Origin of the sequence: Streptomyces sp. cg40 (assembly GCF_050320165.1) — a bacterium.
Classification (GTDB): Bacteria; Actinomycetota; Actinomycetes; order Streptomycetales; family Streptomycetaceae; genus Streptomyces; species Streptomyces hokutonensis.
Window position 1 is genome coordinate 1,859,858 of sequence record NZ_CP190128.1, and the last position, 24,522, is coordinate 1,884,379.

At 69.7% G+C, this 24,522-nt stretch carries 21 protein-coding genes; 11 read left to right on the forward strand and 10 right to left on the reverse strand.

All coding sequences use genetic code 11. From position 1 onward, the window contains the following. Positions 1-61: 61 nt before the first annotated feature. Complete coding sequence (locus ACQHII_RS08290; protein ID WP_427918642.1) at positions 62-1,009, forward strand: LLM class flavin-dependent oxidoreductase; 948 nt, start codon at positions 62-64, stop codon at positions 1,007-1,009. A gap of 15 nt (positions 1,010-1,024) precedes the next feature. Here ACQHII_RS08290 and ACQHII_RS08295 read toward each other — a convergent pair whose 3' ends face one another. The 3 genes from ACQHII_RS08295 to sucC all read right to left on the reverse strand — a co-directional run bounded on the left by ACQHII_RS08295 (position 1,025) and on the right by sucC (position 4,771). Next, positions 1,025-2,599 (reverse strand): aldehyde dehydrogenase family protein, encoded by a 1,575-nt coding sequence (locus tag ACQHII_RS08295; RefSeq protein ID WP_427918643.1) that lies wholly within the window; start codon positions 2,597-2,599, stop codon positions 1,025-1,027. Between the two features lie 118 nt (positions 2,600-2,717). Continuing rightward, positions 2,718-3,629, reverse strand: coding sequence for a succinate--CoA ligase subunit alpha (gene sucD, locus ACQHII_RS08300; protein ID WP_427918644.1), 912 nt, complete (start codon positions 3,627-3,629; stop codon positions 2,718-2,720). An 11-nt stretch (positions 3,630-3,640) separates the two neighbouring features. After that, entirely contained in the window at positions 3,641-4,771 is a 1,131-nt protein-coding gene (gene sucC, locus ACQHII_RS08305) for an ADP-forming succinate--CoA ligase subunit beta (protein WP_427918645.1), read from the reverse strand. Between the two features lie 154 nt (positions 4,772-4,925). Between sucC and ACQHII_RS08310 the strand changes: the two genes are divergently transcribed. The 5 genes from ACQHII_RS08310 to ACQHII_RS08330 all read left to right on the forward strand — a co-directional run bounded on the left by ACQHII_RS08310 (position 4,926) and on the right by ACQHII_RS08330 (position 12,909). After that, the gene (locus ACQHII_RS08310) at positions 4,926-6,608 is read left to right on the forward strand and encodes a thiamine pyrophosphate-binding protein (RefSeq protein ID WP_427918646.1); all 1,683 of its coding nucleotides are present in this window, start codon (positions 4,926-4,928) and stop codon (positions 6,606-6,608) included. Between the two features lie 11 nt (positions 6,609-6,619). Beyond that, entirely contained in the window at positions 6,620-7,852 is a 1,233-nt protein-coding gene (gene frc / locus ACQHII_RS08315; protein WP_427918647.1) for a formyl-CoA transferase, read from the forward strand. Positions 7,853-7,856: 4 nt separating this feature from the next. Next, the gene (locus tag ACQHII_RS08320; protein WP_427918648.1) at positions 7,857-10,001 is read left to right on the forward strand and encodes an acetate--CoA ligase family protein; all 2,145 of its coding nucleotides are present in this window, start codon (positions 7,857-7,859) and stop codon (positions 9,999-10,001) included. A gap of 120 nt (positions 10,002-10,121) precedes the next feature. Beyond that, positions 10,122-11,510, forward strand: coding sequence for an OFA family MFS transporter (locus tag ACQHII_RS08325; RefSeq protein ID WP_427918649.1), 1,389 nt, complete (start codon positions 10,122-10,124; stop codon positions 11,508-11,510). Position 11,511: 1 nt separating this feature from the next. Further along, entirely contained in the window at positions 11,512-12,909 is a 1,398-nt protein-coding gene (locus ACQHII_RS08330; protein ID WP_427918650.1) for an OFA family MFS transporter, read from the forward strand. Positions 12,910-13,020: 111 nt separating this feature from the next. On the opposite strand, the gene ACQHII_RS08335 is transcribed toward ACQHII_RS08330, so the two are convergent. The 4 genes from ACQHII_RS08335 to ACQHII_RS08350 all read right to left on the reverse strand — a co-directional run bounded on the left by ACQHII_RS08335 (position 13,021) and on the right by ACQHII_RS08350 (position 16,408). Then, positions 13,021-13,698: a GntR family transcriptional regulator gene (locus ACQHII_RS08335; RefSeq protein WP_427918651.1), complete on the reverse strand. Its 678-nt coding sequence runs from the start codon at positions 13,696-13,698 to the stop codon at positions 13,021-13,023. Between the two features lie 181 nt (positions 13,699-13,879). Continuing rightward, positions 13,880-14,818 (reverse strand): beta-ketoacyl-ACP synthase III, encoded by a 939-nt coding sequence (locus tag ACQHII_RS08340; RefSeq protein ID WP_427918652.1) that lies wholly within the window; start codon positions 14,816-14,818, stop codon positions 13,880-13,882. Positions 14,819-14,967: 149 nt separating this feature from the next. Further along, positions 14,968-15,102 carry an MFS transporter small subunit gene (locus ACQHII_RS08345; protein ID WP_019073074.1) on the reverse strand — a complete coding sequence of 45 codons (135 nt, stop codon included), beginning with the start codon at positions 15,100-15,102 and terminating at the stop codon, positions 14,968-14,970. Next, complete coding sequence (locus ACQHII_RS08350) at positions 15,071-16,408, reverse strand: OFA family MFS transporter (RefSeq protein ID WP_427918653.1); 1,338 nt, start codon at positions 16,406-16,408, stop codon at positions 15,071-15,073. The genes ACQHII_RS08345 and ACQHII_RS08350 overlap by 32 nt, the downstream gene beginning before the upstream one ends. Positions 16,409-16,687: 279 nt before the next feature. On the opposite strand from ACQHII_RS08350, the gene ACQHII_RS08355 reads away from it, so the two are divergent. Together ACQHII_RS08355 and fdhD are read left to right on the forward strand one after the other, a co-directional pair. After that, positions 16,688-17,659 (forward strand): 2-dehydropantoate 2-reductase, encoded by a 972-nt coding sequence (locus ACQHII_RS08355; RefSeq protein ID WP_427918654.1) that lies wholly within the window; start codon positions 16,688-16,690, stop codon positions 17,657-17,659. 165 nt (positions 17,660-17,824) lie between these two features. Then, positions 17,825-18,673, forward strand: coding sequence for a formate dehydrogenase accessory sulfurtransferase FdhD (gene fdhD, locus ACQHII_RS08360; protein ID WP_427918655.1), 849 nt, complete (start codon positions 17,825-17,827; stop codon positions 18,671-18,673). Between the two features lie 73 nt (positions 18,674-18,746). Here fdhD and ACQHII_RS08365 read toward each other — a convergent pair whose 3' ends face one another. Beyond that, positions 18,747-19,577: a LysR family transcriptional regulator gene (locus tag ACQHII_RS08365; RefSeq protein ID WP_427918656.1), complete on the reverse strand. Its 831-nt coding sequence runs from the start codon at positions 19,575-19,577 to the stop codon at positions 18,747-18,749. Positions 19,578-19,718: 141 nt separating this feature from the next. Between ACQHII_RS08365 and ACQHII_RS08370 the strand changes: the two genes are divergently transcribed. Then, entirely contained in the window at positions 19,719-20,438 is a 720-nt protein-coding gene (locus ACQHII_RS08370; protein ID WP_427918657.1) for an SDR family oxidoreductase, read from the forward strand. 42 nt (positions 20,439-20,480) lie between these two features. Here ACQHII_RS08370 and ACQHII_RS08375 read toward each other — a convergent pair whose 3' ends face one another. Continuing rightward, positions 20,481-21,029, reverse strand: coding sequence for an isochorismatase family protein (locus tag ACQHII_RS08375; protein ID WP_427918658.1), 549 nt, complete (start codon positions 21,027-21,029; stop codon positions 20,481-20,483). Between the two features lie 19 nt (positions 21,030-21,048). Continuing rightward, entirely contained in the window at positions 21,049-21,486 is a 438-nt protein-coding gene (locus tag ACQHII_RS08380; RefSeq protein WP_427918659.1) for a MarR family winged helix-turn-helix transcriptional regulator, read from the reverse strand. An 83-nt stretch (positions 21,487-21,569) separates the two neighbouring features. Here ACQHII_RS08380 and ACQHII_RS08385 point away from each other — a divergent pair, with 83 nt between their 5' ends. After that, positions 21,570-22,487, forward strand: coding sequence for a quinone oxidoreductase family protein (locus ACQHII_RS08385; protein WP_427918660.1), 918 nt, complete (start codon positions 21,570-21,572; stop codon positions 22,485-22,487). A gap of 156 nt (positions 22,488-22,643) precedes the next feature. Continuing rightward, positions 22,644-24,515 carry an exo-alpha-sialidase gene (locus tag ACQHII_RS08390; RefSeq protein ID WP_427918661.1) on the forward strand — a complete coding sequence of 624 codons (1,872 nt, stop codon included), beginning with the start codon at positions 22,644-22,646 and terminating at the stop codon, positions 24,513-24,515. The last annotated feature ends 7 nt before the right edge of the window (positions 24,516-24,522 follow it).

Here is a 24,522-nt window from a genome sequence, read left to right on the forward strand (position 1 = left end):
TCCCCACATGAATCCCTCCCCTGATCGTCAGTAGAGCTGATGATTTACTAGACTGACGGCCATGACGGACGAGACCACTGTGAGCTTCGGGATCAAGACCACACCCATGCATGTGTCGTACGAGGACATCCGGCGGGTCTGGCTGGAGGCGGACGCCGTGCCGGAGATCGCGGACGCCTGGCTGTGGGACCACCTGCTGCCGGTCGCCGGGCCGGCGGACGGACAGATACACGAAGGGTGGACGCTGCTCAGCGCGCTCGCCGCCCGGACGGAGCGGCTGCGGCTCGGCCTCCTCGTCACCAGCAACCGTGTCCGCCCGCCGGCCGTGCTCGGCAAGATGGCGTCGACCGTTGACGTGATCTCGGGCGGGCGTCTCGTGCTCGGGCTGGGCGTCGGCGGGACGCATCAGCCGGCCGGCGCCGGGGGAATCCCGGGTGCCAATCCGGCGATCGCGGAGTACGCGGCCTACGGCCTCTCGCTCGTCCCGCCGGGCGAGGGCGTCGAGCGGCTCGCGGAGACCGTCGCGATCCTGAAGGGGATGTGGACCCGGGACGTCTTCGACTTCGAGGGCCGTCACTACCAACTCCGGGGTACACGCTGCGAACCCAAGCCCGTCCAGCGGCCCGGCCCCCCGCTGCTGATCGGCGGCTGGGGCACCCGGCTGCTGCGGCTGGTCGCCGAGCACGCCGACATGTGGAACGTTCCAGGGCCGCCGCACAACACCGTCGAGTACGTCGCCGAGCGCGCCCGCGTCCTCGACGCGCACTGCGCCGAACTGGGCCGCGACCCGGCCGCGATCACGCGTTCGGTGCAGGTCCTGGTGTCGTACGACGAGCCGGCCGCGACCCGCGAGACGGTCGGGCGGCTCGTCGACGCCGGGATGAACCACATCGTGCTGAGCCTGCCCCGCCCGTATCCGCGGGGCGTGGCCCGTTGGCTGGCCGACGAGATCATCGCCGGGCGGCACTCGACGGACGCGAGTGCCGCCCGGCCGCGGATCACCGCGTGAGCCGACGGGGACCGGTCACGGCATGAGCTGGTACTCCGGGAAGTTGCCCGGCAGCCGCTCCCCCACCGGCCCGTGCGTCACCGCCCGGACGAGGAGTTCGCCGCCGACGAAGGCACCGCGCCAGGAGGCGCCGAACCCGCCGAACAACTCGTCGCGGTCACCGCGCGAACGCGGCTTGCCGTGCCCGACCTTGAACGCCCTTATCTGCGGGGCCAGTCGGTCGTAGGTCGCCCGGTCGTCGGTGGACAGGGTGGCGACCAGCGCACCGTTGGACGCGTTCATCGCGGCCAGCAGCTCCGCCTCCGTGTCGACCAGGACGATGGTGTCGACCGGGCCGAACGGCTCCGCGTGGTGCAGCGGGGACGACGACGGCGGGTTGAGGAGCGTGACGGGGCGGACGTACGCCGAAGTGTCCTGTCCGGGAAGGAAGTTGGCCTCGGACAGCGTGCCGCGGTGCAGCGGCACGGCGCCGCGGTCGATCGCCTCGGCCACCTGGTCGTGGAGTTCCTTGGCCTTGGCCGCGTTGATCACCGGGCCGAAGTCCAGCTCGGGGAAGGGGTCTTCGGCGTGCCGGACGGCAAGAGGGTGGCCGACGCGCAGAGTTCGGACCGCGGGGAGGTAGGCGGTGAGGAACTCGTCGAACAGCTCGCGCTGGACGACGAAGCGTGGATACGCGGTGCAGCGCTGCTTGCCGTAGTCGAAGAGCTTGGGGATCACGGCGGTGAGGGTGTCCCAGTCCGTGTGGTTCCAGATGCCCCAGGTGTTGAGTCCTTCCTGTTCCAGTACGTGGCGTTTGCCGAGGTCGGCGACGGCCGTGGCCACCGCGGCCCCGGTGTCGCGCCCGCCGACGAAGGAGACGCAGCCGATCTCGGGCGCCCGGACCAGCGCCTCCGACAGTTCGCCGCCGCTGCCGCTGACGAGGGTGACGGGGATGCCCTCGCGTGCGGCGAGCGCGCAGGCCAGGGTGAGGCAGGCGACGCCGCCGTCGGTCGGGGTCTTGGCGATGACCGCGTTGCCCGCCAGCGCCTGGACCAGCATCGCGTGGACGAGCACGCTCATCGGGTAGTTCCAGCTCGCGATGTTCGACACCGGGCCGTCGAGCGGGGTGCGGCCGGCGAGCATCGGTTCGATGCCGTCGACGTACCAGCGCACCCCGTCGATGGAACGGTCCACGTCGGCCTGCGCGAGCCGCCAGGGCTTGCCGATCTCCCAGACCAGCAGCAGCGCGAGGAGTTCGCGGTGCTCGGTGAGGGCGTCGAGCGTGGCGGCGACGCGGGCCCGCCGTTCGTCGAGCGGGACGTGCCGCCAGGCCCGGTGCTGGTCGAGGGAGGCGCGGACGGCCTGGTGGGCGGTGGACCGGTCCAGCCGGGGCGGTCCGGCGATGGGGCTGCCGTCGACGGGGGTGGTGGCGGGCAGGGCCCGGCCGTCCCGCTGCCAGGCGGCGTTCCAGAGGTTGAGGACACGGTCGTCCTGGAACGCCTCGGGCGCGACGGCGAGACAACGCCGCCAGGCGTCGTTCCAGGTCGTACCCGCCTTGAGGGTCGGGGGGCGATGGGTGGAGGTGGAACCGGGCGTGAGGGTTGATGCCATGCTTCTGCTCCGCTCTCGGTGCACAGTCGGGGCGGGGTGAGGCAGGAACGGTCCAAAGCGCGAACCGTCGTACGGCTGAAGCTAGTTGCACCCGAAGGAGCCCGACAGTCACGTCACATCAACTATGAGTGACGTCACCTGTCGCCTCCCGGGCCGCCTCCAGCCGGTCGAGCACCAGCCGGGCGGTCTCCGTGGGCGTACGCCCGACCCTGACCCCGACGGCTTCCAGTGCCTCCTTCTTCGCCGCGGCGGTACCGGAGGAGCCGGACACGATGGCGCCGGCGTGACCCATCGTCTTCCCCTCGGGCGCGGTGAAACCGGCGATGTAGCCGACGACCGGCTTGGTGACGTGGTCGCGGATGTACGCGGCCGCCCGCTCCTCCGCGTCGCCACCGATCTCCCCTATGAGCACCACGAGTTCGGTGTCGGGGTCGTCCTGGAACGCGGCGAGGCAGTCGATGTGGCTCGTGCCGACGACGGGATCTCCACCGATGCCGACGCAGGTGGAGAAGCCGATGTCCCGTAGTTCGTACATGAGTTGGTAGGTGAGCGTGCCGGACTTGGAGACCAGGCCGATGCGTCCCGGCTTGGTGATGTCGGCGGGGATGATGCCGGCGTTGGCCTGGCCGGGGGTGATGAGGCCGGGGCAGTTGGGGCCGATGATCCGGGTGCCCTTGGACCTGGCGTACGCCGTGAAGGCGACCGAGTCGTGGACGGGGATGCCCTCCGTGATGACGACGGCGAGGCCGATGCCCGCGTCGGCGGCCTCGGTCACGGCGGCCTTGGCGAAGGCGGGCGGTACGAACACGACGGTGACATCGGCTCCCGTCGACCGCATACCGTCGGCGACCGACCCGAAGACGGGGACGGCCCGGTCGTCGAAGTCGACGGTGCGGCCGGCCTTGCGCGGGTTGACGCCGCCGACGACGTTCGTGCCGGCGGCGAGCATCCGGCGGGTGTGCTTCATGCCCTCGCCGCCGGTCATGCCCTGGACGAGGACCTTGCTCTCCTTGGTGAGGTAGATCGCCATGTCCCAGCTCCTCAGCGTGCGTTGGCGAGATCGGCGGCGCGGCGGGCGGCGCCGTCCATGGTGGTGGCCTGCTGGACCAGTGGATGCGCGTGCCCGTCGAGGATCGCCCGCCCTCGGGCCGCGTTGTTTCCGTCGAGCCGGACGACCAGCGGCTTGGTCAACTGAACCGTGTCCAGGGCCCGCACGATCCCGTCGGCCACCGCGTCGCATGCGGTGATCCCGCCGAAGACGTTGACGAACACCGACTTCACGGCCGGGTCGGAGAGGATGACGGAGAGCCCGTCGGCCATGATCTGGGCCGAGGCCCCGCCCCCGATGTCGAGGAAGTTGGCAGGGCGGGCACCGCATCCGGCGACCACGTCGAGCGTCGACATGACCAGGCCCGCGCCGTTGCCGATGACGCCGACCTCGCCGTCGAGTTTGACGTAGTTGAGCCCCTTCGCGGCTGCCCCGGTCTCCAGCGGATCGTCGTGCGTCGCACCGTCGGCTCCCCAACGGGCCTGCCGGAAGCGGGCGTTGTCGTCGAGGGTGACCTTGCCGTCGAGGGCGAGGATCTGCCCCTGCCGGGTGCGCACGAGCGGGTTGACCTCGACGAGGACCGCGTCCTCGCGGACCAGCACCTCCCACAGTCGGACGAGGACGTCGACGGTCCGCGGCGGCAGCCCGGCCGCCTCGGCGATCTCGGCCGCCTTCGCCGAGGTCACGCCCTCGGCGGGGTCGATGTGCATACGGGCGACCGCATCCGGTCGACGGGCGGCGATCTCCTCGATCTCCATACCGCCCTCCGCGGACGCGATCACGAGGAAACGGCCGGCCGCGCGGTCGAGGACGTAGGAGACGTAGAACTCGCTCTCGATGTCGACGGGTTGGGCCAGCATCACCGTGCCGACCGTGTGGCCCTTGATGTCCATGCCGAGGATCTGCCGTGCGGTCAGCTCGGCGGCGGCCGGGTCGGCGGCGAACTTCACCCCGCCCGCTTTCCCCCGTCCACCGGTCTTCACCTGGGCTTTCACCACGACTCGGCCGCCCAGACGGCGGGCGATCCCGCGTGCCTCCCTGGACGAGGAGGTGACCTCGGCCCGGGGCACCAAGATGCCGTGTTCCTCGAAGAGTTCCCTTGCCTGGTGCTCGTACAGGTCCATCTCGGCTCCCTCTCGGCTCCCACTTAAAAGTGCCGCACGCCCCCTGGACACCACCCACTGGATGCGGGATAACAAGCTTCATACAGTATTCGTCGACTGTATGCAATGTACCGCGAGAGCCTTCCAAACCCCTACGAAGGGACAGGACTTCGCCATGCCCGACGACACCCAGGACGTGATTTCCGGTGGTCATCTCGTCGCCAAAGCCCTGAAGGCCGAGGGGGTCGACCGCATCTACACCCTGTGCGGCGGCCACATCATCGACATCTACGACGGCTGCGTCGACGAGGGCATAGAAGTCGTCGACGTACGCCACGAGCAGGTGGCAGCCCACGCGGCGGACGGCTACGCACGGATCACCGGCAGGCCCGGGTGCGCGGTCGTCACCGCGGGTCCCGGTACGACCGACGCCGTCACCGGTGTCGCCAACGCGTTCCGCGCGGAGTCCCCGATGCTGCTGATCGGCGGCCAAGGGGCCCTCACCCAGCACAAGATGGGGTCACTCCAGGACCTGCCGCACGTCGACATGATGACGCCGATCACCAAGTTCGCTGCGACCGTGCCGGACACGGCGCGCGCCGCGGACATGGTGTCGATGGCGTTCCGCGAGTGCTACCACGGCGCGCCCGGGCCCTCCTTCCTGGAGATCCCTCGCGACGTCCTCGACGCCAAGGTGCCGGTGAGCAAGGCGCGGGTGCCCAGGGCCGGCGCCTACCGCGCCTCGACGCGCTCGGCCGGCGACCCCGAGGCGATCGAGAAGCTCGCCGACCTGCTCGTGCACGCCGAGAAGCCGGCGATCCTGTTGGGCAGCCAGGTGTGGACAACTCGCGGCACCGAGGCGGCCATCGACCTCGTCCGCACCCTCAACATCCCCGCCTACATGAACGGCGCGGGCCGCGGCACGCTTCCGCCCGGCGACCCGCACCACTTCCAGCTCTCGCGCCGGTACGCCTTCTCCCACGCCGACGTCATCGTCATCGTCGGCACGCCCTTCGACTTCCGCATGGGCTACGGCAAGCGCCTCTCCCCCGACGCGACCGTCGTGCAGATCGACCTCGACTACCGCACCGTCGGCAAGAACCGCGACATCGACCTCGGCATCGTCGGCGACGCCGGGCTCGTACTGAAGTCGGTCGCGGACGCCGCCTCCGGACGGCTCAACGGCGGTGCGTCCAGGCGCAAGGAGTGGCTCGACGAGTTGCGCGCCGCCGAACAGGCCGCGATCGAGAAGCGGTTGCCCAGTCTCAAGTCGGACGCGTCACCGATCCATCCGTACCGTCTGGTCAGCGAGATCAACGACTTCCTCACCGAGGACTCCATCTACATCGGCGACGGCGGCGACATCGTCACGTTCTCCGGGCAGGTCGTCCAGCCCAAGTCGCCCGGCCACTGGATGGATCCGGGCCCGCTGGGCACCCTCGGCGTCGGCATCCCGTTCGTCCTCGCGGCGAAGCAGGCGCGACCGGACAAGGAGGTCGTCGCACTGTTCGGCGACGGCGCGTTCTCCCTCACCGGCTGGGACTTCGAGACCCTCGTCCGCTACGACCTCCCGTTCGTCGGCATCGTCGGCAACAACTCCTCGATGAACCAGATCCGTTACGGCCAGGCCGCCAAGTACGGCCTGGAACGCGAGCGGGTCGGCAACACCCTCGGGGACGTGCACTACGACAAGTTCGCCCAGATGCTGGGCGGTTACGGCGAGGAGGTCCGCGACCCCGCCGACATCGCCCCGGCCCTGCAACGTGCCCGCGAGTCGGGCAAGCCGTCACTGATCAACGTCTGGGTCGACCCGGACGCGTACGCCCCCGGAACCATGAACCAGACGATGTACAAGTGAGGTGAACGGCCATGACCGCCAGGGCACTTGAGGGCATCCGCGTCCTCGACATGACGCACGTCCAGTCCGGCCCCTCCGCCACCCAGCTGCTCGCCTGGCTCGGCGCCGACGTCGTCAAGCTGGAGGCACCGACCGGCGACATCACGCGCAAGCAACTGCGCGACCTCCCGGATGTCGACTCCCTCTACTTCACGATGCTCAACTGCAACAAACGCAGCATCACCCTCAACACCAAGACCGAGCGCGGCAAGGAGATCCTGACCGAGCTGATCCGGCGCTCGGACGTCATGGTCGAGAACTTCGGGCCGGGCGCGGTCGACCGTATGGGGTTCACCTGGGATCGCATACAGGAGATCAATCCCCGCATCGTGTATGCGTCCATCAAGGGCTTCGGGGACGGCCCGTACACCAACTTCAAGGCGTACGAGGTCGTCGCGCAGGCCATGGGCGGGTCGATGTCGACCACCGGCTTCGAGGACGGGCCACCACTGGCCACGGGCGCTCAGATCGGTGACTCCGGCACAGGAGTGCATACAGTAGCCGGGATACTGGCGGCACTCTTCCAGCGCGAGAGCACCGGCCGCGGCCAGCGCGTCAACGTGGCCATGCAGCACGCCGTGCTGAACCTGTGCCGGGTGAAGCTGCGCGACCAGCAGCGCCTCGCTCACGGTCCACTCGCCGAGTACCCGAACGAGGACTTCGGCGACGAGGTGCCCCGCTCGGGCAACGCGTCCGGCGGCGGCCAGCCCGGCTGGGCGGTGAAGTGCGCGCCGGGCGGCCCGAACGACTACGTGTACGTCATCGTGCAGCCCGTCGGCTGGGAGCCGCTCACCGAGCTGATCGGCCGGCCCGAACTGGCCGAGGATCCCGAGTGGGCCACGCCCGAGGCCCGGTTGCCGCAGCTGGCCAAGATGTTCCAGCTGATCGAGGAGTGGTCGGCCACGCTGCCCAAGTGGGAGGTACTGGAGAAGCTCAACGCCCACAACATCCCGTGCGGGCCGATCCTTTCGACCAGGGAGATCATCGAGGACGCCTCGCTGGTCGCCAACGAGATGGTCGTGACGGTGCCGCACCCCGAGCGCGGCGAGTTCGTCACCGTCGGCAGCCCGCTCAAGCTCTCCGACTCCCCCGTGGACGTGACCAGTTCACCGCTGCTCGGCGAGCACAACGAAGAGGTCTACATCGGCGAACTCGGTCTCGGCGACGAAGAGTTGCGCCTCCTCAAGTCGAACGGGGTGATCTGACGTGATGGCAGAGGACCGGGTGCTGAAGGTGCGCGCCCTGCTCGACTCCGTGCGGGCCGAGGGGCGGCTCGCGCTGACCGCGCCGGAGGGCAAGGTGATCGCCGACGCGTACGGGATCGCCGTACCGGGCGAGGAGTTGGCGACCGATGTCGACGAGGCCGTGGCGTACGCGGCGCGGTTCGGCGGACCGGTCGTGATGAAGATCGTCTCGCCCGACATCCTGCACAAGACCGACGCGGGTGGCGTGATCGTCGGGGTGGAGGGCGCGGCGGACGTACGGGCCGCGTTCCACCGGATCGTCGACAACGCGCGTGCGTACAGCGCCGACGCCCGTATCGAGGGCGTCCAGGTACAGGAGTTGCTGCCGCAGGGGCAGGAGGTCATCGTCGGGGCGGTCACCGATCCGACGTTCGGGAAGGTGGTCGCGTTCGGGCTCGGCGGGGTGCTGGTCGAGGTGCTGAAGGACGTGACGTTCCGGCTGGCGCCCGTGAGCGCGGACGAGGCGCTGTCCATGCTGGACTCGATCCGGGCGGCGGAGATCCTGCGCGGGGTGCGCGGCGCGCCGGCCGTCGACCGGTGGGCGATCGCCGAGCAGATCCGCCGGGTGTCCCAACTGGTCGCGGACTTCCCGGAGATCGCCGAGGTGGACCTGAACCCGGTGATCGCAACGCCCGAGGGCGCGGTCGCGGCGGACATCCGTGTCATCCTCGCCGAGTCGCAGCCGGTAGCCCGTCGACGGTATACACGCGACGAGATCCTGACGACCATGCGCCGTCTGATGGAGCCGGCCTCCGTCGCCGTGATCGGTGCCTCCAACGAGCAGGGCAAGATCGGCAATTCGGTGATGCGCAACCTCGTCGACGGTGGTTTCGCCGGCGAGATCCACCCGGTGAACCCCCGGGCCGATGACATCCTCGGCCGCAAGGCGTACAAGAGTGTCACGGACGTTCCCGGTGAGGTGGATGTGGCCGTCTTCGCCATTCCCGCCAAGTTCGTGGCAGCGGCGCTGGAGGAGGTGGGTCGCAAGCACATCCCCAACGCCGTCCTCATCCCCTCCGGGTTCGCCGAGACCGGGGAGGTCCAACTCCAGGAGGAGATAGTCGAGATCGCCGAGCGTTACGGCGTGCGGCTGCTCGGGCCGAACATCTACGGCTACTACTCGACCTGGCAGGACCTGTGCGCCACGTTCTGCACGCCGTACGACGTGAAGGGCGGGGTGGCGCTGACCTCGCAGTCCGGTGGCATCGGCATGGCCATCCTGGGGTTCGCGCGGACCACGAAGACCGGTGTGTCGGCGATCGTCGGGCTCGGCAACAAGTCGGACCTCGACGAGGACGACCTGCTGACCTGGTTCGGCGAGGACCCGCACACGGAGTGCATCGCGATGCACCTGGAGGACCTCAAGGACGGCCGCGCGTTCGTCGAGGCGGCCCGAAAGACCGTACCCCGTAAGCCGGTTGTGGTGCTGAAGGCCGGTCGTACGGCGGCGGGCGCGAAGGCCGCCGGGTCGCACACGGGCGCGCTGGCCGGCGACGACGCCGTGTACACGGACATCCTGAAGCAGGCCGGTGTCATCCGTGCCCCCGGGCTCAACGACATGCTGGAGTACGCGCGCGGGCTACCGGTGCTGCCAACTCCCAAAGGTGACAACGTCGTTGTCATCACGGGTGCCGGCGGCAGTGGTGTGCTGCTCTCGGACGCGGTGACCGACAACGGCCTGTCCCTGATGGAGATTCCGCCGGATCTGGACGCGGCCTTCCGGGAGTTCATCCCGCCCTTCGGGGCCGCCGGCAACCCGGTGGACATCACCGGGGGCGAGCCGCCGTCGACGTACGAGGCGACGATCCGGCTCGGGTTGGAGGATCCGCGCATCCACGCGCTGGTCCTCGGCTACTGGCACACCATCGTCACTCCCCCGATGGTCTTCGCGGAGCTCACCGCGCGCGTGGTCGCCGAGTTCAGGGAGCGCGGCATCGAGAAGCCGGTGGTGGCGTCGCTCGCGGGTGACGTGGAGGTCGAGGAGGCCTGCCAGTACCTGTACGAGCGCGGGGTCGTGGCGTACCCGTACACGACGGAGAAGCCGGTGGCCGTGCTCGGCGCGAAGTACCAATGGGCGCGTGCGGCGGGGCTGTTGGGCGGTGGTTCATGACGTGAGCCGACGCGGGGCCGGCCGACAGTGCGGTCGGCCGGCCCCGGGGACCCGTGCGCACACGAAAGGCAATGGACAGGGGGCGCTGGCCAGAACTTTCGACGCAAGGGGCACTGAGCGATGGCAACAACGGACTACTCGACGTCCGTCCCTTTCAGGGAGGTGACGGACCGTCACGGCCGCGTGTACCGCATCGGAGAATCCGATGTGGACATCATGGGCCGTACCCGCAAGTGGATGGTCGTCCTGCCCTGGGTGGGCATGATGGGCATCAGTTCCGCCGAGTACGCGTTCACGTCGGCGGAGGACACGCTCCACGACGCGCATCTGTGGAGCAGTGGGCACATCTTCTGGCTGATGGGCGTCTGGGTGTTCTTCCAGGCGGCCGTGGCCTTCCCGGCCGGGCAACTGCGGGAGAGCGGCAGACTGCCCGCCCGTACGGCCATGTTGATCGGCGCGCTCGGCACGCTGCTGGGCTATCTCGCGCTGGCGTTCGCACCGAACGTGCTCGTCGCGTACCTGGGATTCGGTATGTGCAGCGGTATCGGCGCCGGTCTTGTGTATGCGACGTGCGTGAACATGGTCGGCAAGTGGTATCCGGAGCGCAAGGGCGGCAAGACGGGCTTCGTGAACGGCGGATTCGCCTACGGGTCAGTGCCGTTCGTGTTCCTGTTCACCTCGGTGCTGGACCTGGGCAACTACAAGGTGCTGCTCAGCCTGGTCGGCATCGGGCTGTGTCTGGTGGTGGCGTCGGCGGGCTGGTTCTTCCGTGATCCGCCGAAGAACTGGTGGCCCGCGCACGTCGATCCGCTGACGGTGGCTCAGGACCCCAGGATCCGGCGGGCGTTGGAGAAGAACCCGCCGGCGGTCAAGCAGTACACACCGAGGGAGGCCGCTCGTACTCCGGTGCTCTGGATGATGTGGTTCTGTCTGCTGTGCACGGCCGGCATCAACATCTTCGGTATCGCCTTCCAGGTGCCGTTCGGCAAGGACATGGGCTTCGCGGGCGGGATCGTGGCCACGGCGATGTCCCTGAAGGCGATCGTGAACGGCACCGGGCGCGGGGTCATCGGCTGGATCTCGGACCGTTTCGGCCGCCGTCACACGCTGATCATCGTATGCATTGTGCTGGGTACCGCCCAGTTCGGTGTGCTGGTCTCGGGCCAGATGGGCAGCATGCCGTTCTTCCTGTTCTGCTCGATGGTCTCGGGTTTCGGCGGCGGGGCGATCTTCCCGCTGTTCGCGGCCATGACGGCGGACTACTTCGGTGAGAACAACAACGCCAGCAACTACGGGATGGTCTACAGCTCGAAGCTGATCTCGGGGCTCGTCGGCTCCGGTCTGGGCGCGGTCGTCGTCGGTGAGTGGGACTACCACGGCGCGTTCGTGCTGGCCGGTTCGGTGGGTCTGGCCTCCGCGGTGCTGGCGCTCTTCCTCAAGGCTCCGGGCAGGCCCAGCGCCCGGCGTATCGCCCCCAACCCGCAACCGCTCGGCGAGGAGATGGCGTGACATGACCGCAGATCCCATCACCACGAACGAATCCGGCGCCGCGAACCGTCCCTACCGTGAAGTGACCGACACCAACGGCCGTGTCTACCGCGTCGGTGAGACCGACCGGGACATCCTCGGCCACTCTCGCAAGATCATGATCTATCTGCCGTGGATCGCCATGATGGCGATCAGTGTCTTCGAGTACGCGTACGGCTCGGCGGAGGACACCCTGTCCAGCGCGCACGGCTGGACGCAGAGCAACACCTTCTGGATCCTGAGCGTCTGGGTCTTCTTCCAGGCCGGCATCGCCTTCCCGGCCGGCTGGCTGCGGGAGAAGGGCATCCTGACGGCCCGCAAGGCGATGTACACCGGCTCGGTGCTGTGCGTGATCGGTTTCCTCGCGCTGTCCCATCTGGACAACGTGTGGTTGGCGATCATCGGCTTCGGCGTGATCGGCGGCATCGGCGCCGGTCTGGTCTACGCGACGTGCATCAACATGGTCGGCAAGTGGTTCCCCGAACGGCGGGGCGCCCGCACCGGGTTCGTCAACGGCGGCTTCGCGTACGGTTCGCTGCCGTTCATCTTCATCTTCAACTACGCCTTCGACACCGGGAATTACCACCGGGTCCTGGATCTGATCGGCTGTTACATCCTGATCGTGGTGTTCGGGTGCGCGTTCTTCTTCAAGGACCCGCCGAAGAACTGGTGGCCCGCCGACATCGATCCGCTGACCTACGGCGGCAGCGGCAGGAGCGCCACGAGCCTCGCCAAGAACCCCCCTGCCGTACGGCAGTTCACGCCGAAGGAGGCAATCCGGACCGGCATGCTGCCGTTGATGTGGCTGTCGATCGTGCTGACCGCCGGGGTGTCGATCTTCGGGATCTCCTTCCAGGTCGACTTCGCGAAGGACGTCGGCTTCGGCCCGCTGGTGGCGGCCTCGTCGATGGGCGTCATGGCCGTCATCAACGGCATCGGCCGCGCGGTGGTCGGCTGGCTGTCCGACCTGTGGGGCCGCAAACTCACCCTGGTCTTCGTCATCGTCGTGCTGGGCCTGGCCCAGTTCGGTGTGATCTGGGCCGGCCATCTGCGCAGCGAGTGGCTGTTCCTGTTCTTCGCGTTCCTGTCCGGTTTCGGCGGCGGCGCCTTCTACCCGATGTTCGCCGCCCTCACCCCGGACTACTTCGGCGAGAACTTCAACGCCACCAACTACGGCCTGGTGTACAGCGGAAAGCTCATCAGCGGCCTGTTCGGCGGCGGCCTCGGCTCGATGGTGGTGGCGGCCTGGGGCTACAACGGGGCGTACGCCCTGGCCGGCGGCGTCTCGATGGTGGCGGCGGCGATCACACTGCTGCTGCGCCAACCGGGCCGCAGGGACAGGGAGTTGAGCACCGCTCCCCAACCACAGCCCGCGACCTGACAGTTCGTACGACGGCATCGCGCACCTGGACGTGCTGATGGCCCTCCCCGGGACGGGAGGGCCATCGGTTTCGCCTTCGTGCCTGTCTGCGCGTCGGAAGCCCTGTGGGGCTCAGGACTTCTCGCGCTCGTGGTACGACCGCCGGGTGTGCTCGGTGTGTTCACGCATCAGCAGGCTCGCGCGCAGCTCGTCGCGGGCCTCGATCGCGTCGATCAGGTGACGGTGCTCGATCCAGGACGTCAGGCCGCGCTGCCGGGCCACCGGTGTGTAGTACCAGCGGACCCGGCGGTCGACCTGTGCGGCGAGTTCGGCGAGGACCGCGTTGCCGGCCAGCTCCATGACCTTGGCGTGGAAGCGGGCGTTCATGGCGACGGCGGCGTCCACGTCGTCGGCGTCGACGGCTCGCTCGCCCTCCGCGCACAGTTCCCGCAGGACGGCGATACCGGCGCTGCCCGCGTCGGCGGCGGCGAGCCGGGCGGCCTCGGCCTCCAACAGGGTGCGTACGGTGAGGAGTTGGTCGGCCTCCTCCTCCGTCGGCTCGTGCACGAACGCGCCCTGGGCGGGCCGCAGATCGACCCAGCCCTCGGTGTTGAGCCGCTGCAGCGCCTCCCGCACGGGCTGCCGGGACACTCCGAGGTGCCCGGCGAGTTCGCTCTCGACGAGGTGCTGGCCGGGCCGCAGGGCGCGCGTGGTGATGAGTTCGAGCAGCGCCTCGTAGACACGGTCGCGCAGCGGGCCCGGGCGTTCGAGCTTGGGCACCGCCCCCTGCGGCAGTCCTTGCGACAACATCGCGGTCCCCCTCCTGGGCAACATCGGCATTTTGCAGACAGTAGCCAGCAGACAGTGGCTGTACGCGGCCGTACGACCAAGTATCGATTGTCTATCGTCTACAGTCTACGGCGCACAGTAGCCAGAGGGGGCGGGAGTCGACCTCGTCACATCCAAGGTCACACCTGGGCGTGTGCGCAGGTCACGGGCACCGTACGACCTGGCCGGCGTACGACAGATTCCCGCCGAAGCCGAACAGCAGGACGGGGTCGCCGGTGCGGACGGCACCCTGTTCGACGAGCTTCGAGAACGCGAGGGGGATGCTCGCGGCGGAGGTGTTGCCCGATTGGACGACATCGCGGGCGACGACCGCGTTGACGGCGCCGATCTTCTCGGCGAGGGGCTCGATGATGCGCAGGTTCGCCTGGTGGAGGACGACGCCGGCCAGGTCGGCGGGGGTGAGGCCGGCCTTCTCGCAGGCCTTGCGGGCGATGGGCGGGAGCTGGGTGGTGGCCCAGCGGTAGACGCTCTGCCCCTCCTGGGCGAAGCGCGGGGGCGTGCCCTCGATCCGTACCGCGTGACCCATCTCGGGCACGGATCCCCACAGGACCGGTCCGATGCCGGGTTCGTCGGCGGCCTCGACGACCGCGGCGCCAGCTCCGTCGCCGACGAGGACACAGGTCGTACGGTCGCTCCAGTCGGTGACCTCTGACATCTTGTCGGCGCCGATGACCAGGGCCCGTACGGCCGCTCCTGCGCGGACGGCGTGGTCGGCGGTGGCCAGGGCGTGGGTGAAGCCGGCGCACACGACGTTGACGTCCATGGCGGCGGGCGAGGGGATGCCGAGGCGGGCGGCGACGCGGGCGGCCATGTTCGGGGAGCGGTCGACGGCCGTGGAGGTGGCGACCAGGACGAGGTCGATGTCCCCGGGCGTCAGGCCGGCGGCGGCCAGTGCCTTGGCGGCGGCGTGCGCGGCCAGCTCGTCGACGGGTTCGTCGGGTCCGGCGATGTGACGGGTGCGGATGCCCACCCGGGAGGTGATCCACTCGTCACTGGTGTCGACCATGCCCGCCAGGTCCTTGTTGGTGAGTACCTTGGCGGGCTGGTAGTGGCCGACGGCGGCGATCCGCGTGCCGTTCATGGGTGGTTCCCCTCGGTGCCTTGGGTAGCGGGATCCACCAGTCTTGCCAGTGACTCGCGGGTACGACGGCAGGTGATGCCACAGGAAACCGTCGTCCGCGTTGTCGGCTTCTGTCATCCGTCCTGTGGTCGACGGTATGCACCGAACATTCAGCCGGTGAACAGCTGCTTCGCCTTGAGGATCAGTTCGTAGAGGCCGTAGACGAGGGGTGCGCCGACCCAGAGCCAGGCGAAGGCGATCAGCGGTCGTCGGTCAGGCGGGCTCTGACTGCTGTCGTTCGACATCGGCGGCCTCCCTCGGGGCGGGGATGTGGTGGCGGGCGTCGACGGGCCGGACGAGTTCGTTGGCGACGAACCCGATGACGAGCAGCCCGATCATGATGATGAAGGAGGTGTCGTAGAGGGAGGCGCCGTGCTTGCCGGCGTCCTTCTGGTGGTCGGCGATCCAGTTCACGATCAGCGGTCCGAGGACACCGGCCAGGGACCAGGCGGTGAGGAGCCGGCCGTGGATCGCGCCGACCTGGTAGGTCCCGAAGAGGTCCTTCAGGTACGCGGGGACGGTCGCGAAGCCGCCGCCGTAGAAGGAGAGGATGACCAGCGCGCACAGGATGAACAGGGGTTTCGAGGAGTCGCCGAACAGGGCGATGAGCGCGTACATGATGGCGCCGACGCCCAGGTAGACGCGGTAGATGTTCTTGCGTCCGATGAGGTCGGAGGTCGACGACCAGCCGATACGGCCCGCCATGTTGGCGGCGGAGAGCAGGGCGACGAAGCCGGCGGCGGCCGACAGGGAGACCGGTGTGGAGGTGTCCGCGAAGAAGTCCGTGATCATCGGGGCGGCCTTCTCCAGGATGCCGATGCCCGCGGTCACGTTCATGCACAGGACGACCCACAGGCACCAGAACTGCGGTGTCCGTATGGCGCTGTTGGCGGAGACCTGCACGCCGGAGAGGACGCTCGGCGTGCTCGGCGTCTCCTTGAGGTCCTCGGTGCGCGGTACCCGGACGAGCAGCACGCCGAGTGTCATGAATACCGCATACGAAAGACCGAGTACGAGGAACGCCTGGGCGATACCGGTGTTGTCGGAGCCGAACGACTTCAGCATCTGGGCCGTCCACGGGGAGGCGATGAGCGCGCCGCCGCCGAAGCCCATGATGGCGATGCCGGTGGCCATGCCGGGCCGGTCCGGGAACCACTTGATCAGGGTCGAGACCGGTGAGATGTAGCCGATGCCGAGGCCGATCCCGCCGACGAAGCCGTAGCCGAGGACGATCAGCCAGAACTGCTTCGTCTCCGCGCCCAGCGCGGAGATCAGGAAGCCGGAGGAGAAGCAGATCAGGGCGACGGTCATCGCCCAGCGCGGTCCGTTGCGTTCGACGAGGGTGCCGCCGAACGCGGCCGAGAGGCCGAGCATGACGATGGCGAGCTGGAAGGGCAGCGCGCTCTGCGTGCCGCTGAGGTTCAGTGAGGATTCGAGCGGCGGCTTGAAGACGCTCCAGGCGTAGGCCTGGCCGATGGAGAGATGCACCGAGAGGGCGGCGGGGGGAACCAGCCAGCGGCTCCACGCCGGGGGTGCTACTGGGGGACTCATGATCCCGGACGGTAGGGAGTGACAAGGGAGTTGAGAAGGCGGCGCGTCGACCGTATGCGATGAGCGGTATGCAGAGTGCGCCGAACGGTCGCCGCCGGAACGGTAGTTGACGCAACGGCCGCTGTCCGAACCCTTGCAGACCCCCAACTCCATACTGTAGACAATATTTCGTCGACACTGTTCGGCGGTGTTCGACGCCGCCCGCACTGGCCGGACGGCAGCCATTCCAGCCACAGCAGCCACCTCCGCGGTACTCCCTCGACCGAACGGAGAGTCCCAGTGAAAGTCGCAGTCCTCGGCGCCGGTGCGATCGGCGCCTATGTCGGTGCCGCGCTCCACCGTGCGGGCGCCGATGTGCATCTCGTCGCCCGTGGACCGCATCTCGCGGCCATGAGGCAGCACGGCGTCCAGGTCCTCAGCCCGCGCGGCGACTTCACCGCCCGCGTCCATGCCACCGACGACCCGGCGGAGATCGGCCCGGTCGACTTCGTCCTCCTCGGCCTGAAGGCCAACTCGTACGCGGCGTGCGGGCCGCTCATCGAGCCCCTGCTGCACGACACCACGGCGGTGGTGGCGGCCCAGAACGGCATCCCCTGGTGGTACTTCCACGCGCACGGCGGCCCCTACGACGGGCAGCGCGTCGAGAGTGTGGACCCCGGCGGCGCGGTCAGTGCGGTGCTCGCGCCCGAGCGGGCCGTCGGCTGTGTCGTCTACGCGGCGACGGAGCTCGCGGGACCGGGAGTCGTGCGCCATCTCGAAGGCACCCGGTTCTCGATCGGGGAGCCCGACCGGAGCGTCTCGGCGCGCTGTCTCGCGCTGAGCGAGGCGATGCGGGGCGGCGGGCTGAAGTGCCCGGTCGAGCCGGAGCTGCGCAACGACATCTGGCTCAAGCTGCTCGGCAACATCTCGTTCAACCCGATCAGCGCGCTGGCCCGCGCCACCATGCGGCAGATGTGTCTGCACGGCGGTACCCGCAGGGTCATCGAGATCATGATGACCGAGACGCTCTCGGTCGCCGAGGCGCTGGGCTGCGAGGTCGGTGTCTCCATCGAGCGGCGGCTCGCGGGCGCGGAGCGTGTCGGCGACCACCGCACCTCGACGCTCCAGGACCTGGAGCGCGGCAAGCCGCTCGAACTCGACGTACTGCTCGCGGCCGTGGTCGAGTTGGCGGAGATCACCGGCGTGGAGGTGCCCACCCTGCGCACCGTGCACGCCATCTCGGACCTGCTCGCGCTGGGGAGCGCGGCGTGAGGAGGAGCGGGTGGGCCACCGGCCCACCCGGCACGTGCAGGACAATGGGAGCGTGAAGGTCACCTCGCCGCACAGCGACCGGGTGACCTGGGGCGACTTTCGCAGCAAGGGCCGTTTCGGCCACCAGCACGTACCGACACGTACAGAACCGGGGCTGATCAGGACATGGGACGAGTCACGGAACGACGCAAGGTGATCCGGATCCGCGACGGCGCGGTCTCCAGCCGTCCGGACACGCTCGTCGCCGAGGAACCCCTGGAGATCAGGCTCAACGGCAAACCCCTCGCGATCACGATGCGGACTCCGGGCGACGACTTCGCGCTCGCGGCCGGATTCCTGGTCAGCGAAGGTGTACTGGCGACTGCATACGATCTGCGGAACATCGTGTACTGCGCGGGGGCGACGGTCGACGGGACGAACACGTACAACGTCGTCGACGTGCGGACCGCCCCGGACGTGGTGATTCCGGACATCACGCTGGAGCGGAACGTGTACACGACGTCGTCGTGCGGTCTGTGCGGCAAGGCGAGCCTGGACGCGGTCCGTACGACGACCCGCTGGCCGATCGCCGACACTCCCCCGGTCCGTGTCGAGCCCGCGCTGCTCGCGAGCCTCCCCGACCGGCTGCGCGCGGCCCAGCGGGTCTTCGACCGGACCGGGGGTCTGCACGCGGCGGCCCTGTTCAGCGAGGAGGGCGAGCTGCTGGACGTACGGGAGGACGTGGGCCGGCACAACGCGGTCGACAAGCTGGTCGGCCGTGCCCTGCAGAACGGGGACCTGCCGCTGTCCCGGGTGATCCTGCTGGTCTCCGGCCGGGCGTCGTTTGAGCTGGCGCAGAAGGCCGTGATGGCCGGGATCCCGGTGCTGGCGGCGGTGTCGGCGCCCTCGTCGCTGGCCGTGGACCTGGCGGCGGAGACCGGGCTGACCCTGGTGGGCTTCCTGCGCGGCAGCAACATGAACGTGTACGCGGGCAAGGACCGCATCGCCCTGACGGCCGCGGCCACCCAGGGCTGACGCCCCCGCCCCGCGGCACGGCGGCGGGGCCCCGGCCGGCGGGGAGCGCCCCCTGCGCCGCAGGGGCCCCGCCTCAGTCCCGGCCCTCGACGCCCTGTGCGGCCCGTACGAACTCCGTGACGAGAGGTGAGTGGCGTGCCGTCTCCCAGGCGAGGATCACCTCGTCGGGTTCGGCGTCGGTGACGGGGACGTAGGTGATGTCGGGGCGGGAGTACTGCTCGGCGACGGAGACGGGGACGAGGGTGATGCCCGCTCCGGAGGCGACGTTCTCGAACTTCTCCTCGATGCTGCGGATCGGTACGTCGTCGGGGTCGGGGTGGGGGTTGAGGTAGCGCAACCAGGTCTCGCCGTCGAGGTCGGCCAGGACGAGGTCCGGTTTGCCGGCGAGCCGGTGGTCGGCGGGGAGCATCGCCACCCGGGGCTCGGTGAACAGCGGGAGCAGGGTGAGGCCCTGTTCGCGGATCGGGCGGCGCAGATAGGCGAGGTCGACGGTGCCGTCGAGGATCAGCTGTTCCTGGTCGTCCCATTCGACCCGGCGGGCCTTGACCTCGGCGTCGGGACGGGCGGCGGCGAAGGCGCGCAGCGTGGGGGTGATCACGACACCGGCGCGGAAGCCGACGACGAGGCGGTGCGGCCCGTGGGCGGCGCGCTGCACCCTGCGGCGGGTGGCGTTCGCGGAGGCGAGCAAGGTCCGTCCCTCGTCGAGGAGTTGGCGTCCGGCGGCCGTCAAGGTCACGCCGTGGCTGTCGCGTTCGAAGAGGGTGGCGTCCAAGTCCTTTTCCAGGGACCGGATCTGACGGCTCAACACCGGCTGCGCGATGTGGAGCTGTTCCGCCGCGCGCCCGAAGTGGAGCAGCTCGGCCACCGCCACGAAGTAGCGGACCTTCCGCAGGTCGAGGTCCATGGGTCCCACCACCTCCCCGCTGTTGCCGTTACCGTCGGCGATGCCTTCAGGGTATCGCCGACGCCGGAAGAGGTCTTGGACGGCGGGGTCGCGGCGACCGCAGGCTGGAGGGCGTCACAGCGACACGGAGAGGGGCATGACATGGGACTGCGAGGACAGCGGATCGTCGTCATCGGCGGTACGGCGGGCATCGGGCTCGCGGTCGCGGAGGCCGCCGGGCGGGAGGGCGCCCGGGTAGTGGTCGCCTCACGCCGGCAGGAGAGCGTGGACGCGGCGCTGAAGCGGCTTCCCGAGGACGCGGAGGGCCGGGTGCTCGACGCGAGCGACGAGAACGCCGTACGGGACTTCTTCGCGGAGCTCGGCGACTACGACCACCTGGTGTACACGGCGGGTGAGGCGCTGCTGATGGAGAGCGTGGCGGAGTCCGACCTCGGGCGGTCCCGGGCGTTCCTGGACACCCGGTTGTGGGGTGCGTACACGGCGGTGAAGTACGGTGCCGGGTCGATCCGGGAGGGTGGTTCGGTGGTGCTGACCACGGGGACCGCCGGGCGCAGGCCGCTGCCCGGTACGTCCGTCGGCGCCGCGCTGTGCGGGGCGATGGAGTCGCTGACCCGGGCGCTGGCCCTGGAGCTGGCGCCGCTGCGGGTCAACGTGGTGGCACCCGGTGTGGTCCGCACCGGGCTGTGGCGGGAGTTGGGCGAGGAGGACCGGGACGGACTGTTCGAGTCCGTCGCCGGGTCGCTCCCGGTGGGCCGGATCGGCGAGCCGGCCGATGTCGCCGAGGCGTATCTGTATCTGATGCGCGGGGGCTACAGCACGGGTTCGACGGTGGTCGTGGACGGCGGCACCGTGCTCGTCTGACGGCCGGGCCGCACTTCTCGACCGCCTTGAGCACAGGGTGCGTCAGCCTCCCGGCGTGAAACCCACCTCCGCCGCCGTCACGACGGACCCCAGCCTCGGAAAGTCGAGCTTGACCGACGCCTGGTGCTCGGCCGCGGTGAACGCGCTCATCGCGTCCTCGACGAAGACGAGTTCGTAGCCGAGGTCGCCGGCGGCGCGGGCGGTGGACTCCACGCCGAGGTTGGTGGCGATCCCGCCGAACACCAGGGTGCCGACGCCCCGTTGGCGCAGGTGCTCGTCAAGTCCCGTGCCCTGGAAGCCGCCGATGGTCCGCTTCACGATCTCCAGGTCGCCGTCCCCGGCCAGTCCGGCGGCGAGTCCGCTGCCGGAGGGCTGTTCGGTGATGCCGGGGCGTTCGACCCGGATCAGTACGACGAGCGCTCCGGCGGAGCGGAAGGCGGCGGCCAACTCCTCGGCCACGGAGAGGACTTCGGTGCCCTTGTACGGCTCGAGCGGCAGCGCGACGATGCGGTCCATCAGGTCGACGAGGACCAGGGCGGTGCGCGCGGGGTCGAGGGCGAGCCGGGGTTCGGGAGTCTGCGGTGGGGTCATGACGGAACGTTAGCTCCCGTCAGCCCTCCGTACCGGAGATCCGGATCAACAGGTCCATGAACCGGTCGCGTTCGGCCGCCGTGAGCGGGGCGAGGAGCCGGTCATTGGCCTCGCGGGCCGCCTTCTCGCACCGCTTCAGCAGCCGTGCGCCCTCCACCGTGAGGGACACCGCGTTCTTGCGGCGGTCCTTCGGGTCCGGTTCACGGACGACCAGGTGTGCGGACTGGAGGTCGTTGAGGACGCCGACGAGGTCCTTGGGGTCGAGCCCGACGCCGCGGCCGAGGTCGGCCTGGGCGACGGGAGCGAGGTCGCGGACGGCGGAGAGGACCACGTGGTGCCACATCTTCAGGCCTTCGGCGGCCAGGGCGTCGGCGACGAGGGCCCGGCCGCGGGCGGCGGCTCGGCCGAGGAGCCAGCTGGGGAGGGAGCGGATCGCGGGGAGGGGTGCTTCGGCCATGTGCGCAGCCTAGCGAAAAGTCGTTGGGCGTCCCAATGAAATCGTGAATACCATTGGGACTCCCAACGATATCTGGAGGTGCGATGCGTCGCGTCCGGTACGAGTCCGCCGGCGGCCCGCTGTTCCTGGAGGAAGCCCCCGTCCCCGACCCCGGGCCAGGTGAACTCCTGGTCCGCACCGAGGCGGTCGGGGTCACCCTGCCCGTCGTCCGCAAGGTCACCGAGGCGGCCGAGCCGATCCCGCTGGGCGGCGAGATCGCGGGCGAGGTGGTCGCCGCAGGACAGGGCGTGACCCGCTTCGGGGTGGGCGAGCGGGTGACGGGGCTGTGCTTCGGGCACGGTTACGCCGACTTCGCCATCGTCCACGAGGCCATGGCCTCCCCCGTGCCCGACACCGCCTCCGCGGTCGACGCGGTCGTGCTCGTCCGCAGCGGCCTGGTGGCCCTCGGCGCGCTGGACGCGGCCCGGCCCGAGCCCGGCGAGGCCGTGCTGGTCACGGCCGCGGCGAGCGGAGTCGGCCATCTCGCCGTGCAGTTGGCCAGGGCGCGGGGTGCGGGGCGGGTGGTGGGCGGGGTCTCCGATCCGGCGAAGGGCGACTTCGTGCGCGCCCTGGGTGCCGACGAGGTGATCGCCTACGAGGAGTTGGGCTCGGTCGAGCCCGTCGACTGCGTACTCGACGCGGTGGGCGGCGAGTTGCTCACCCCGGCGGTCGCCGCGCTCGCCCCCGGCGGGCGGCTCGTGGCGTACAGCTCGGGCGGCGGGACGATCCGGGCGTACGACCTTCTCGTGGGCGCGAAGTCCGTGATCGGGTTCCAGATGGCGCGCATCGCGCGCGGGAGGCCGGAGTTGTACGAGCGGTGGCGGCGGGAGCTGTGGCGGCTGTTCGCCGAGGGTGCCCTGAAGCCCTTCGTGCACGGGGAGTTCGGGCTGGCGGAGGCCGCGAAGGCGCACGAGGTGATCGAGTCGCGGGGCAATCTGGGCAAGGTCGTGCTGCGGCCCTGAGACACCCCCCGTCTCCGACGCCACCGTCAACTTCCGTGACGCCGAACGCTGCACGCTTCTTGTGAGGCTCCGGATGCCCCAACTAACGTCTGTGACGCGCCCGTTGGACGTGGGATGTCCGGATGTCAAGACGAATGAAGGGCAGGTTGCACCACCATGCCGTCAAGTCTTCGCGCACGTCTGAGATCCACCCTCACCGCCGTACTCACCCTGGCAGCGCTGCTCATGCTCCCGGGCCCCGCGCACGCCGCCGCTCAAACCACCTCGCCCGCACCCGAGTTCGACCAGCAGGTCCTTTTCAAGGCGTCCCAGGATCCGGGCTACGCCTGCTTCCGGATCCCGGCCGTCGTGAGGACGAACGACGGGACGCTGCTCGCGTTCGCCGAGGGCCGCGTCCTCAACTGCGGTGACGCCGCCGACATAGACATCGTCGTCAAGCGCTCCACCGACGACGGCGCCACCTGGAGCCCGCTCCAGGTCGTCAACCACGGCGGCGGCGACACGCACGGCAACCCGGCGCCCGTCGTGGACCGGAGGACGGGCCGCATCCTGCTCGCCGAGACGTACAACACGGGCCGTACGGACAGCGCCAGTTGCTCGGTCCCCTGCGACCGCACCCCGCACCTCCAGTACAGCGACGACGACGGCCTCAGCTGGTCGCAGCCGCGCGACCTGAGCGACGAGATCCTGCCCCCGAACTGGAACTCCTGGTACGCCACGGGCCCCGTGCACGGCATCCAGCTCACCCGCGGCAAGCACAAAGGACGGCTCGTGTTCGGCGTCAACACCGAGACCTGGGACGGGAGTCGGGTCACCGCGAACAACGCGGCGCTGATCGTGAGCGACGACGGCGGCGACCACTGGAGGATCGGTGCCACCGACTCGTACCCGATCGCGGCCGACGGGACCTGGCGGCAGAAACCGTCCGAGCTGACCATGACCGAACGCACCGACGGCTCCATCCTGGTCAGCGGACGGGAACAGGACGGCACCGACCTCGGCCACCGCACCCAGGCGGTCAGCCGCGACGGCGGCGACAGCTTCACCGCGCCCTTCCGCGACCTGCCCGACCTGTACGCCCCGCAGGTCCAGTGCGCCACCCTCGGTCTCGGCTTCCGGATCCTGCTGTCCTGCGACGCGGACCCCGACCGCCGCCGGACGATGATGATCCGCTCCTCCTACGACGGCGGCCGCACGTGGGACAGCGTGGACCGCGGCACGGTGGTGACGAAGGACTGGTCCGGCTACTCGGACATGGCGCGGATCAACGGTGACACCGTGGGGCTGCTCTACGAGGGCGGCGCGGTGTCGGCGACCGACGAGATCCGTTTCGCCCGCTTCAACGAGGCCTGGCTGCAACCGCGTCGGGGCCCGGACCCGACGACCGCCGACCTCGCCCCGCACGCCAGGCGCGCGGCCGTGCTCGGTGGCGCCCAGGAGACGGACGGCGTGTCGGGCGGCGCGCTGTCCTTCGACGGTGTCGACGACGCCGTACGGCTGCCGTACAGCGACCGACTGCCCCTGGGGACAAAGGACTTCACCGTCTCCCTCTGGTTCCGCTACACCGCGACGACCGGCGACCAGCCGTTCCTGTGGATGGGCGGGGTCGGCACCAGTCAGCCGCAGGTGTGGCTGCGCGGTGAGCCCGCCGGCAACCGGGTGCGGGCGCTGATCACCACCCGGGACGGTGCGACGGCCGTCCACACCACCTCCGTGGTCACCGCCGGTGCCTACAACGACGGGCAGTGGCATCACGCCGTGGTGCGGCGCGGCGGCGGTCGGTTGACGCTGTCCGTGGACGGAACGACGGTGAGCACGGCGGACGTCGTGGGGTCCGTCAGCCGCAACTCGCCGTTCGGCGTGCACCTCGGCCAACGCGTGGACAGCCTGGTGTACTTCACCGGGTCCCTGGACGAAGTCCACGTCTGGGACCGGCTGTTGACGGACGACGAACTGGCCGCGCAGGATCCGCCCACCGCGGGGACCGTGCTGTGGCTGCCCATGGACCGGGTGAGCGGCAGCCACTAACGTCCCG